This window comes from Serratia sp. EC4 (assembly GCF_059652115.1).
The window spans coordinates 196,871-208,625 of the sequence record NZ_JBNIDE010000005.1; the positions used below are offsets into that span (position 1 = coordinate 196,871).

Sequence of the window (11,755 nt, forward strand, 5' to 3'; positions counted from 1 at the left end):
GTATCACATTTTATCGTTTGGGGTGAGGGCCTCTGTCAACCGTTGCTCCAACTTTCTGCGCGTTTCTTGGTCGAGCGCGCGCCGCTCGCCGTCGGCCAGGATAAACAAATCCTCGACCCGCTCGCCGATGGTGGAAATGCGCGCGCCGTGCAGCGACAGCCCCAGATCGGCGAACACTTCGCCCACCCGCGCCAGCAGGCCGGGTTGGTCGAGCGCGGTCAGCTCCAGGTAGCTGCGGCGATCGGTGTGGGTCGGCAGGAAAGTGACCTCGGTCGGCACGCTGAAGTGGCGCAGCTTGGAAGAGGGGCGGCGCACGCGCGGCGGCTGGTACTCCCGCTGGGTGATGGCCTGCAGCAGCGCCTGGCGGATCGCCGCATGGCGATCCTGCGCCAGCGGGCTGCCGTCCGGCTCCAGCACGATAAAGGTGTCCATCGCCATACCGTCGCGGTTGGTGAAGATCTGGGCGTCGTGCACGCTCAGGTTGCGGCGATCCATCTCTCCGGCGACGGCGGCGAACAGGTAAGGGCGATCCGGGCTCCAGATGAAGATCTCGGTGCCGCCGCGCGTCGCCTGGCGGCTGACCAGCACCAGCGGCTGGGTGGAGTCGTGGGCCAGCAGGTGGCGGGAGTGCCAGGCCAGCTGATTCGGCGAGTGGCGCAGGAAGTAATCGGCGCGGCAGCGGCTCCAGATGCGGTGCAGCGCCTCTTCGTCGATGTTGTCCATGCGCAGCAGCGCCAGCGCCTGCAGGCGATGGTGGCGCACGCGTTCGCGCAGATCCGGGCTGTTTTGCATGCCGCGGCGCAGCTGTTTTTCGGTGGCGAAATACAGCTCGCGCAACAGGCTCTGCTTCCAGCTGTTCCACAGGGTTTCGTTGGTGGCGCAGATATCCGCCACCGTCAGGCACACCAGATAGCGCAGGCGGGTTTCGCTCTGCACTTCGCTGCTGAACTGCTGGATCACCGTCGGATCCTGGATATCGCGGCGCTGCGCGGTGACCGACATCAGCAGGTGGCAGCGCACCAGCCAGGCCACCAGCTGGGTTTCTCGCGAGTTGAGGCCGTGCAGTTCGGCGAACTCCACCACGTCTTCCGCGCCGAGGATCGAGTGATCGCCGCCGCGCCCTTTGGCGATATCGTGGAACAAGGCCGCCAGCAGCAGCAGTTCCGGGTGCGGCAGGCGCGGATACAGCTCCACGCACAGCGGATGGCGCGGCCGGGTTTGCGCATCGGCGAAGCTCTCCAGCTTCTGCAGCACGCGGATGGTGTGTTCGTCGACGGTATAGGCGTGGAACAGATCGAACTGCATCTGCCCGACGATCTTGCCCCACTGCGGCATATAGGCCCACAGCACGCTGTGACGGTGCATCGGCACCAGCGCGCGCGACACCGCGCCGGGGTGACGCAGGATGGCCATAAACAGATCGCGCGCTTCCGGGATGGTGCACAGCGGCTGTTTCAGGTGGCGGCGCGCGTGGCGCAGCTGGCGCACGGTGGTGGAGTAAATGCCCTTGATCTCGCGATTGCGCACCATCAGGTAGAACATGCGCATGATGGCTTGCGGCTTGCGGATAAACAGCGTTTCGTCACGCAGATCGATCAGATCGCCGCGCAGCTGGAAATCGTCGTTCAGCGGACGCGGCTTTTCGGTGGCGTCCAGCGCCAGGATGGCTTCGTCGAACAGCTGCAGCAGCATGTGATTCAGCTCGCCGACGCGGCGCGTCATGCGGTAGAAGTCTTTCATCATGCGCTCGACCGGCTCGTTGCCTTCGCCTTCATAGCGCAGCAGCTGCGCCACGCTGAGCTGACGATCGAACAGCAGACGGTTGTCGTAACGTGGCAGCACCAGATGCAGCGCAAAGCGGATGCGCCACAGGAAGCTCTGGCATTCGTTCAGCTCGTTGCGCTCGGCCTGGGTGAGGAAACCGAAACCGACCATTTCGTCCAGCGAGGTGGCGCCGAAGTGGCGGCGCGCCACCCACAGCAGCGTGTGGATGTCACGCAGGCCACCGGGGCTGCTTTTGATATCCGGTTCCAGGTTATAGCTGGTGCCGTGGTAGCGCTGATGACGCTCCTGCTGCTCGCTGATCTTGGCGTGGAAGAACTGCGGCGAGGGCCAAAAGCCGTCGCTGAAGATATGCTTTTGCATCTGCAGGAACAGCGCGACGTCGCCGCAAATCATGCGCGATTCGATCAGGTTGGTGGCCACGGTCAGATCCGCCAGCCCTTCCAGCAGGCACTCTTCCAGGGTGCGCACGCTGTGGCCCACTTCCAGCTTGAGATCCCACAGCAGGGTGATGAACTCGCCGACCCGCTGCGACTGTTGCTCCGTCAGCCGGCGCTGGCTGAGCACCAGCACGTCGATATCCGACAGCGGATGCAGCTCGCCGCGGCCATAACCGCCGACCGCCACCAGCGCGGTTTCCGGGATATCTTCAAAGCCGTAGAACGTCCACAGCCGGCGCAGCAGGCGATCGATGAAGTCGCTGCGCGCCGCCACCAGGCTTTCGGCGCTGGAGCCGGCGTCGAACGCCGCCGCCAGCCACAGCTGGAACTGCTCCAGCCGCTGTTTCAGCAGCGGGCAGGTGAGCTCGTCGTCGCCGTAGACGCTGGGAGAGGCGGGCGGCATCGGCACGGCCGGTTGAAGGAGATTGTCAGACATAGTGCGCAGCCCATAAAAAAGGCCGGCATAAGCCGGCCTGGTGACATTCTGCACGCGGCGTGCGCCGCAGTGCTTACATCTCGTGCGTAATGATGTTGGGGATGGTGTCATCCTTGCGCAACGTCATTATCTCGCAGCCGTTATCAGTGACCACAATAGTATGCTCATACTGCGCCGACAAGCTGCGATCTTTGGTTTTTACCGTCCAGCCGTCTTTCATGGTGCGGATGCGGTAGTCGCCGGCGTTGACCATCGGTTCGATGGTGAAAGCCATGCCCGCCTGCAGCACCACGCCGCCGTCGTCCGCGTCATAGTGCAGCACCTGCGGCTCTTCGTGGAACACTTCGCCGATGCCGTGGCCGCAATACTCGCGCACCACGGAGAACTTCTCGGCTTCGACGAATTGCTGGATGGCCTTGCCCAGGGTGCGCAGACGGATGCCCGGTTTGACCATCTTCAGCGCCAGATACAGGCTTTCCTGAGTGACGCGGCACAGGCGCTCGCCCAGAATGGTCGGTTTGCCGACGATGAACATCTTCGAGGTGTCGCCGTGGAAACCGTCTTTAATCACGGTCACGTCGATGTTGACGATGTCGCCGTCTTTCAGCGTTTTGTCATCGCTCGGGATGCCGTGGCACACCACTTCGTTCACCGAGATGCACACGGATTTCGGGAAGCCGTGGTAGCCGAGGCAGGCGGAGATGGCCTGCTGCTCGTTGGTGATGTACTCGTGACAGATACGGTCCAGTTCGCCGGTGGTCACGCCAGGTTTGACGTGCGGCTCGATGATCTCCAGCACTTCGGCGGCCAGGCGGCCGGCCACGCGCATTTTTTGGATGTCATCAGGTGTTTTAATTGAGATTGCCATGAAATTCGTCCGCAGGTGTCGTTATCGTCGACAATAAGAAGCAGTGACTTATGGTATCAGCCCGGCCGGGGGCTGCCAAATTTCATTTCCTGACGCCCGGCGAAACGCAACAAAAGTTGGTGTCTGCGGCGGGTTTATGGTATAAAGCGCGCCGGCGATCCGCGACTTGGTTCTTGTGACCTGGCGGGAATCGGCCGAAAATACTTTAACTGCACTCATTTTGTGTAAATAACACACACGTATCGGCACATCCGCCGGGGTGCCCTGAGGTGACTTGTCGCCGCCAGGGTCGGCGTTATGGGATACGTGGAGGCATAACCCCAATTAATCTATAGAGGTTTAATCATGGCAACTGTTTCCATGCGCGACATGCTCAAGGCTGGTGTTCACTTTGGTCACCAGACCCGTTACTGGAACCCGAAAATGAAGCCTTTCATCTTCGGCGCTCGTAACAAGGTTCACATCATCAACCTGGAGCAGACCGTACCAATGTTCAACGCCGCTCTGGCTGAACTGAGCAAGATCTCTTCCCGTAAAGGCAAGATCCTGTTCGTTGGTACCAAACGCGCAGCAAGCGAAGCGGTAAAAGACGCTGCGAACAGCTGTGACCAGTTCTTCGTGAACCACCGCTGGTTGGGTGGCATGCTGACTAACTGGAAAACCGTTCGTCAGTCCATCAAGCGTTTGAAAGATCTGGAAATCCAGTCTCAAGACGGCACCCTGGACAAGCTGACCAAGAAAGAAGCGCTGATGCGCACTCGTGAACTGGCCAAGCTGGAAAACTCCCTGGGCGGTATCAAAGATATGGGCGGTCTGCCAGACGCACTGTTCGTTATCGATGCCGATCACGAGCACATCGCGATCAAAGAAGCCAACAACCTGGGTATCCCGGTATTCTCTATCGTTGATACCAACTCCAACCCAGACGGCGTTGACTTCATCATCCCTGGTAACGACGACGCAATCCGTGCAGTAAACCTGTACCTGACTGCTGTTGCTGCCGCTGTGCGTGAAGGTCGTTCTCAAGATCTGGCCGTTCAGGCGGAAGAAGGCTTCGTAGAAGCCGAATAATAAGGCAAGCTCGTCACTGAGCCCTTATTAACCAGGTATTGACATATGTTGGTTAGGGGGGCCTGTTAAGGCCCCCTTTGCTTATCTGAATGAGAACTGTCTCCACGCGAGATAACCGAGGAAAAAGAAATGGCTGATATTACCGCTGCCCTGGTAAAAGAACTGCGCGAGCGTACCGGCGCTGGCATGATGGATTGCAAGAAGGCGCTGGTTGAATCCAACGGCGACATCGAACTGGCAATCGAAAACATGCGTAAGTCCGGTGCGATCAAAGCCGCTAAAAAAGCAGGCAACGTGGCTGCTGACGGCGTGATCAAAACCAAGATCGAAGGCAACTACGGCATCATTCTGGAAGTTAACTGCCAGACTGACTTCGTAGCAAAAGACGCCGGTTTCCAGGCGTTCGCCGACAAAGTGCTGGATGCCGCTATGGCTGGCAAAATCACTGACGTTGACGTGCTGAAAGCACAGTTCGAAGAAGAGCGCGTAGCGCTGGTGGCAAAAATCGGCGAAAACATCAACATTCGTCGCGTTGCTTCCCTGGAAGGCGACGTGCTGGGCAGCTACCTGCACGGCGCGCGTATCGGCGTTCTGGTTGCGGCTAAAGGCGCGGACGAAGAACTGGTTAAGCAAATCGCAATGCACGTTGCGGCGAGCAAGCCAGAGTTCGTGAAGCCAGAAGACGTGTCTGCTGAAGTGGTAGAAAAAGAGTACCAGGTTCAGTTGGACATCGCCATGCAGTCCGGCAAGCCGAAAGAAATCGCAGAGAAAATGGTTGAAGGCCGCATGAAGAAATTCACCGGCGAAGTTTCTCTGACCGGTCAGCCTTTCGTTATGGATCCGAGCAAATCCGTTGCTCAGGTGCTGAAAGAGCACAACGCTGACGTGACCAACTTCATTCGCTTCGAAGTGGGCGAAGGCATCGAGAAAGTCGAAACCGACTTCGCTGCTGAAGTTGCCGCGATGAGCAAACAGTCTTAATGACTGTCGATGGAACCGCCGTCTGGCGGTTCCATACTATCCAGCCAGAATTACACCGGTGGCAGGCCCTGCAGCGTGATACTCACCTCAGGCGCGTTTCATCGGCTGAAATCCCCACTACTAATACTGCTTCTTAGGACAGAACACCATGGCAACCAATGCAAAACCCGTATATCAGCGTATTCTGCTTAAACTGAGTGGCGAAGCCCTGCAAGGTGCAGAAGGTTTTGGTATCGACGCCAGCGTTTTGGATCGTATGGCTCAGGAAGTGAAAGAGCTGGTCGAACTGGGAATTCAGGTCGGTGTAGTTATTGGCGGCGGGAACCTGTTCCGCGGCGCGGGCCTGGCGCAAGCCGGCATGAACCGCGTAGTGGGCGACCACATGGGAATGCTGGCTACCGTGATGAACGGCCTGGCTATGCGTGATGCACTGCACCGTGCCTATGTGAACGCCCGCCTGATGTCGGCGATCCCGCTGAACGGCGTGTGTGACAATTACAGCTGGGCAGAGGCGATCAGCCTGCTGCGCAACAACCGCGTGGTGATCTTCTCCGCCGGTACCGGCAACCCGTTCTTCACCACCGATTCCGCCGCTTGCCTGCGCGGCATCGAGATCGAAGCGGACGTGGTGCTGAAAGCCACCAAAGTGGATGGGGTCTACTCCGCCGATCCGGTGAAAAACCCGGATGCGACGCTGTATGAACAATTAACCTATCAGGACGTGCTGGAGCGCGAGCTGAAAGTGATGGATCTGGCGGCGTTTACGCTGGCTCGCGATCACGGTCTGCCGATCCGCGTGTTCAACATGAATAAGCCTGGCGCGCTGCGCCGCGTGGTGATGGGTGAGAACGAAGGTACGCTGATCAGCAAATAAGGCTGTTCACACCCCTTTTTCGGAGCGCGTGACGCCAGGCGCCGCGCGTTCTTCGAGTACGATTACGGGCTATACTTGAGTATCGCCTGCCAAGTAACCAGCTTCCAAGGGTTTGCAACGTGACTAATGAAATCAGAAAAGATGCTGATTCACGCATGGAAAAAAGCGTAGAAGCATTCAAAAACCAAATCAGCAAGATCCGCACCGGCCGCGCTTCGCCAAGCATTCTGGACGGCATCATGGTGGAATATTACGGCGCCGCTACGCCGCTGCGTCAACTGGCCAACGTGACCGTGGAAGACTCCCGCACGCTGAAAATCAACGTGTTCGACCGCAGCCTGAGCCAGGCCGTTGAGAAAGCGATCATGAGTTCCGATCTGGGCCTTAACCCGTCTTCCGCCGGTTCTGACATTCGCGTTCCGCTGCCTCCGCTGACCGAAGAACGCCGTAAAGATCTGATCAAGATCGTACGCGGCGAAGCCGAGCAGGGCCGCGTAGCGGTGCGTAACGTGCGTCGCGACGCCAACGACAAGGTCAAGGCGCTGCTGAAAGACAAAGAGATCAGCGAAGACGAAGAACGTCGTTCACAAGACGAGATTCAGAAAATGACCGACGCTTACATCAAGCTGGTCGACGCCGCGTTGGCGGAGAAAGAAAAAGAGCTGATGGATTTCTAATCAGCATCGTGCAGAAACAAAGCGTCGCCTGGGCGGCGCTTTGTTTTTTGTGGCGCAGATCCCGTTTCATCGTACTGAAAGATCATGGACAAGCGGTGTCCAAGGTTCCACACTGGAGCACCTCCGATCTCATCAGACAGTTATTCAGAGTGAACTCATGAAGCAACTGACCATTCTTGGCTCGACCGGCTCGGTAGGGACCAGCACCCTGGCCGTGGTCAGGGCGAATCCCGAGCGTTTTGCGATCAAAGCGCTGGTGGCCGGCCGCAACGTCGCGGTCATGGCGCAGCAATGCATCGAATTCCGGCCCGCCTTCGCCGCGATGGCGGATGAAAGCGCCGCCCGCGAGCTGCGCGCCATTCTGGCGGAAAACGGCGTCGCTACCGAGGTATTGGCCGGGGAGCAAGCGGCCTGCGAACTGGCGGCTTTGGACGACGTCGATCAAGTGACAGCGGCCATCGTCGGCGCTGCGGGGCTGTTGCCGACGCTGGCGGCGATCCGCGCAGGCAAGCAGGTGCTGCTGGCCAACAAAGAGTCGCTGGTCACCTGCGGCCGCCTGTTTATGGACGCGGTGCGGCAAAGCCAGGCGCAACTGCTGCCGCTCGACAGCGAACACAACGCGATTTTTCAGAGTTTGCCTGAGAGTATTCAGCGCCAGTTGGGATACTCTTCACTGGACAGTCATGGTGTTTCGCGCATCGTGCTTACCGGCTCTGGCGGTCCGTTCCGCACCACGCCGCTGGACCAGTTCGCCGCGATGACGCCGGATCAAGCCTGCGCCCACCCGAACTGGTCGATGGGCCGCAAGATCTCGGTGGACTCCGCCACCATGATGAACAAAGGTCTGGAATACATTGAGGCCCGCTGGCTGTTTAACGCCTCGGCCGAGCAAATGGAAGTGATCCTGCACCCGCAGTCGGTGATTCACTCGATGGTGCGCTATGCCGACGGCAGCGTGCTGGCGCAGCTGGGTACGCCGGATATGCGCACGCCGATCGCCCACGCGATGGCGTATCCGCAGCGCGTGAACTCCGGCGTGGAAGCGCTGGACTTCTGCCGCATCGGTTCGCTGACCTTCGCTGAACCGGAACGCGAGCGTTATCCTTGCCTGTATTTGGCGATCGACGCGTTCGAGGCCGGCCAGGCGGCGACCACCGCGCTGAACGCGGCCAACGAAATCGCCGTGGCGGCATTTTTGCAGCAGCAGATCCGCTTTACCGACATTGCGGCGGTCAACCGCCAGGTGGTGGAGCGTCTCGCGCTGCAGGAACCGACCTGCATCGACGCGGTCTTAGACATTGACCGCCAGGCGCGCGCCGCCGCCGAGGAACGCGTTCGCGCGTTGTGCGGCTGATCACGGCGATTATCCGATTTTGCTCGTAATTCGCGCGTGCCGCCGCGGGGCCGTTTGTTCATGCCCCGCTGAGGTGGTATAGTCTGCGCCACCTGTCAGCGGTTATACCGTTGAATTATGGCCCGATTGGCGCCTTGTGCGCCAATGGCGACCCGGCTGCGTCGGGTATCGCGAGGGCAGGCTGAAAGCCGTGTCGGGCACACGGCTTTTTTTGCGCGTAAGGGCCTGATGTTCCGGAAAGGCAGTTATATTTCTATTGAGGAAATAAGTACGAGTTATGTCGTCCGCAAACCAACAAGAGGCTAATCCATCTTCCCCGGGGCCGCGCCATGTCGCCATTATCATGGACGGTAACGGACGCTGGGCCAAACGTCAGGGCAAGTTACGTGTCTTCGGTCATAAAGCAGGGGTGAAATCGGTTCGCCGCGCGGTCAGTTTTGCCGCCAGCCACCATTTAGATGCACTCACGCTTTATGCCTTCAGCAGCGAAAACTGGAACCGTCCGGTGCAGGAAGTCTCCGCCCTGATGGAGCTTTTTGTCCGCGCTTTGGATAGTGAAGTAAAAAGCCTGCATAAACATAACGTCAGGCTGCGGGTGATCGGCGATATTAGCCGGTTCAGCGCGCGTTTGCAGGAGCGGATCCGCCGCTCTGAAGCACTGACGGAAAATAACGATGGCCTGACGCTCAATATCGCTGCCAACTATGGCGGCCGTTGGGATATCATTCAGGGAGTAAGGGAACTGGCCGAACAGGTACGGGGCGGTGAGCTGCACCCGGATCAGATCAGCGAGGAATTATTGAGCGAACGGGTTTGCATGAGCGACCTGGCGCCGGTGGATCTGGTTATCCGCACCGGTGGCGAGCATCGCATCAGTAACTTCCTGCTGTGGCAAATCGCCTATGCTGAACTTTACTTTACTGATGTGCTCTGGCCTGATTTCGATGAACTTGTCTTTGAAGGTGCGCTGAATGCATTTGCACAACGTGAGCGCCGCTTCGGGGGAACAACACCTATCGGCGCCGATGCGTCCTAGGGAGAACTTTTGCTGAAGTATCGCCTCATAACTGCTCTGATTTTAATCCCGATCGTTATCGCGGCGCTGTTCCTGTTGCCGCCGCTGGCCTTTGCTCTGGTAACGCTCGTCGTGTGCATGTTAGCAGCCTGGGAGTGGGGCCAATTGGCCGGTTTTACCTCCCGTTCGCAGCGCATCTGGCTGGCGATACTGTGCGGTTTTCTGCTGGCGCTGATGATGCTCAGCGTTCCCGCCTACCATCAATCCGTGCCGCAGGTAAGCGGCTCGCTGTGGCTGTCGCTGGCCTGGTGGCTGGCGGCGCTGCTGCTGGTGCTGTTTTACCCCGGCTCGGCCGCCATCTGGCGCAATTCGCGCCCGCTGCGCCTGCTGTTCGGCCTGCTGACCATCGTGCCGTTTTTTTGGGGCATGCTGGCGCTGCGCCAGTTCGGCTATGAGCAAAACCCGTTTACCGGCGCCTGGTGGCTGCTGTACGTGATGCTGCTGGTGTGGGGCGCGGATTCCGGCGCCTATATGTTCGGCAAGCTGTTCGGCAAGCATAAGCTGGCGCCGAAGGTCTCGCCGGGTAAAACTTGGGAAGGGTTGATCGGCGGGCTGCTGACATCGGCGGTCATTTCCTGGCTGTTCGGCCGCTACGCGCCGCTGAACGTGGTGCCGACCACGCTGTTGGCCTGTTCGGTGATCGCCGCGCTGGCTTCGGTGCTGGGCGATTTGACCGAAAGCATGTTCAAACGCGAAGCGGGCATCAAGGACAGCGGTCATTTGATTCCCGGTCACGGCGGCATACTGGATCGTATCGACAGCCTGACCGCGGCGGTGCCGGTGTTTGCCTGCCTGATGCTGTTGGTGTTTTAATCCGTCAATGACGGAAAGTGAGGGATGATGGTCAGCGTGCTTTGGAACCTGGTGGCGTTTCTGATTGCGCTCGGTATTTTGATTACCGTGCACGAGTTCGGACACTTTTGGGTTGCCCGTCGTTGCGGCGTGCGCGTTGAACGTTTCTCCATCGGCTTTGGCCGGGCGCTGTGGCGCCGCACCGATCGCCAGGGCACCGAGTACGTCATCGCTTTGATTCCGCTTGGCGGCTACGTGAAGATGCTGGACGAGCGCGTGGAGTCGGTGGCACCGGAAATGCGCCATCAGGCCTTCAACAACAAAACCGTCTGGCAGCGCGCGGCCATCATCAGCGCCGGCCCCATCGCCAACTTCCTGTTTGCTATCCTTGCCTATTGGCTGGTGTTCATCATCGGCGTGCCGAGTTTCCGCCCGGTGATCGGCGAAATCGCGCCGCAATCCATCGCCGCCAAGGCTGAAATTTCGTCTGGCATGGAACTAAAGTCGGTTGACGGCATCGAAACGCCTGATTGGGAGTCAGTTCGTCTGGCGCTGGTGGCGAAGATCGGCGATGCGCAAACCGAAGTCGGCGTCGCGCCGTTCGGCTCTTCGCAGGTCGTGACCAAAACCCTGGATTTGCGCCAGTGGAACTTTGAACCGGACAAGCAGGATCCCGTTGTCGCGCTGGGCATTATGCCGCGCGGCCCGCAGATCGAATCCGTGTTGGCGGAAGTGCAGCCTAACTCGGCGGCGCAAAAGGCGGGTTTACAAGCGGGGGACAGGATCGTTAAAGTCGATGGTCAGCCGTTGGGTCGTTGGCAGACGCTGGTGAAGCGTATCCACGATGGCCCGGGGCAACCGCTGGCTTTGGAGATTGAAAGAAACGGCGCCCCCTTGTCTTTGACGCTGATACCGGATACAAAGCCGGTGGGAAAAGACAAATCGGTGGGGTTTGCAGGCATCATTCCAAAAGTGCTGCCGCTGCCGGACGAGTATAAAACGATTCGCCAGTATGGACCGTTCCCGGCGCTGTATCAGGCCGGTGACAAGACCTGGCAGCTGATGCGGCTGACGGTCAACATGCTGGGCAAATTAATAACCGGTGATGTAAAGCTGAACAACCTGAGTGGCCCGATCTCGATTGCACAGGGAGCTGGGGCGTCAGCCGGAGTCGGGTTCGTGTATTATCTGATGTTCCTGGCGTTGATTAGCGTCAACCTGGGTATCATCAACCTGTTCCCATTACCGGTGTTAGATGGTGGGCATCTCCTCTTCCTGGCGATAGAAAAGCTGAAGGGTGGGCCGGTTTCCGAGCGAGTACAGGACTACAGCTACCGCATAGGTTCGATCGTGCTGGTGTTGTTGATGGGTCTTGCACTTTTCAATGATTTTTCCCGCCTCTAGG

Annotated in this window: 10 protein-coding genes; 8 read left to right on the plus strand and 2 right to left on the minus strand. The window is 59.0% G+C overall.

From position 1 onward, the window contains the following. Positions 1-3: 3 nt before the first annotated feature. Both glnD and map read right to left on the minus strand, forming a co-directional pair. Positions 4-2,658 carry a bifunctional uridylyltransferase/uridylyl-removing protein GlnD gene (gene glnD, locus ACP39K_RS16925; protein WP_497008703.1) on the minus strand — a complete coding sequence of 885 codons (2,655 nt, stop codon included), beginning with the start codon at positions 2,656-2,658 and terminating at the stop codon, positions 4-6. A 73-nt stretch (positions 2,659-2,731) separates the two neighbouring features. After that, entirely contained in the window at positions 2,732-3,526 is a 795-nt protein-coding gene (gene map / locus ACP39K_RS16930) for a type I methionyl aminopeptidase (protein ID WP_004931936.1), read from the minus strand. 345 nt (positions 3,527-3,871) lie between these two features. Here map and rpsB point away from each other — a divergent pair, with 345 nt between their 5' ends. The 8 genes from rpsB to rseP all read left to right on the plus strand — a co-directional run bounded on the left by rpsB (position 3,872) and on the right by rseP (position 11,754). Beyond that, positions 3,872-4,597: a 30S ribosomal protein S2 gene (gene rpsB / locus ACP39K_RS16935; protein ID WP_016929891.1), complete on the plus strand. Its 726-nt coding sequence runs from the start codon at positions 3,872-3,874 to the stop codon at positions 4,595-4,597. 129 nt (positions 4,598-4,726) lie between these two features. After that, positions 4,727-5,578, plus strand: coding sequence for a translation elongation factor Ts (gene tsf / locus ACP39K_RS16940; RefSeq protein ID WP_016929890.1), 852 nt, complete (start codon positions 4,727-4,729; stop codon positions 5,576-5,578). 148 nt (positions 5,579-5,726) lie between these two features. After that, a complete protein-coding gene (gene pyrH / locus ACP39K_RS16945) occupies positions 5,727-6,452 on the plus strand; it encodes a UMP kinase (protein WP_004931940.1) in 726 nt (241 codons plus the stop codon). A gap of 119 nt (positions 6,453-6,571) precedes the next feature. Continuing rightward, complete coding sequence (gene frr / locus ACP39K_RS16950; RefSeq protein ID WP_004931943.1) at positions 6,572-7,129, plus strand: ribosome recycling factor; 558 nt, start codon at positions 6,572-6,574, stop codon at positions 7,127-7,129. 157 nt (positions 7,130-7,286) lie between these two features. Then, a complete protein-coding gene (ispC, locus tag ACP39K_RS16955; protein WP_016929889.1) occupies positions 7,287-8,483 on the plus strand; it encodes a 1-deoxy-D-xylulose-5-phosphate reductoisomerase in 1,197 nt (398 codons plus the stop codon). A 277-nt stretch (positions 8,484-8,760) separates the two neighbouring features. After that, positions 8,761-9,519 carry a (2E,6E)-farnesyl-diphosphate-specific ditrans,polycis-undecaprenyl-diphosphate synthase gene (gene ispU, locus ACP39K_RS16960; RefSeq protein WP_004931947.1) on the plus strand — a complete coding sequence of 253 codons (759 nt, stop codon included), beginning with the start codon at positions 8,761-8,763 and terminating at the stop codon, positions 9,517-9,519. A 9-nt stretch (positions 9,520-9,528) separates the two neighbouring features. Beyond that, positions 9,529-10,371, plus strand: coding sequence for a phosphatidate cytidylyltransferase (gene cdsA / locus ACP39K_RS16965; protein ID WP_004931949.1), 843 nt, complete (start codon positions 9,529-9,531; stop codon positions 10,369-10,371). A gap of 27 nt (positions 10,372-10,398) precedes the next feature. Next, positions 10,399-11,754: a sigma E protease regulator RseP gene (rseP, locus tag ACP39K_RS16970; protein ID WP_004931952.1), complete on the plus strand. Its 1,356-nt coding sequence runs from the start codon at positions 10,399-10,401 to the stop codon at positions 11,752-11,754. The last annotated feature ends 1 nt before the right edge of the window (position 11,755 follow it).

What these genes read in the sequence shown, in the direction of transcription:
- glnD (WP_497008703.1), bottom strand. Translation starts at nt 2,658, where the DNA reads ATGTCTGACAATCTCCTTCAACCGGCCGTGCCGATGCCGCCCGCCTCT.
- map (WP_004931936.1), bottom strand. Translation starts at nt 3,526, where the DNA reads ATGGCAATCTCAATTAAAACACCTGATGACATCCAAAAAATGCGCGTG.
- rpsB (WP_016929891.1), top strand. Translation starts at nt 3,872, where the DNA reads ATGGCAACTGTTTCCATGCGCGACATGCTCAAGGCTGGTGTTCACTTT.
- tsf (WP_016929890.1), top strand. Translation starts at nt 4,727, where the DNA reads ATGGCTGATATTACCGCTGCCCTGGTAAAAGAACTGCGCGAGCGTACC.
- pyrH (WP_004931940.1), top strand. Translation starts at nt 5,727, where the DNA reads ATGGCAACCAATGCAAAACCCGTATATCAGCGTATTCTGCTTAAACTG.
- ispC (WP_016929889.1), top strand. Translation starts at nt 7,287, where the DNA reads ATGAAGCAACTGACCATTCTTGGCTCGACCGGCTCGGTAGGGACCAGC.
- ispU (WP_004931947.1), top strand. Translation starts at nt 8,761, where the DNA reads ATGTCGTCCGCAAACCAACAAGAGGCTAATCCATCTTCCCCGGGGCCG.
- rseP (WP_004931952.1), top strand. Translation starts at nt 10,399, where the DNA reads ATGGTCAGCGTGCTTTGGAACCTGGTGGCGTTTCTGATTGCGCTCGGT.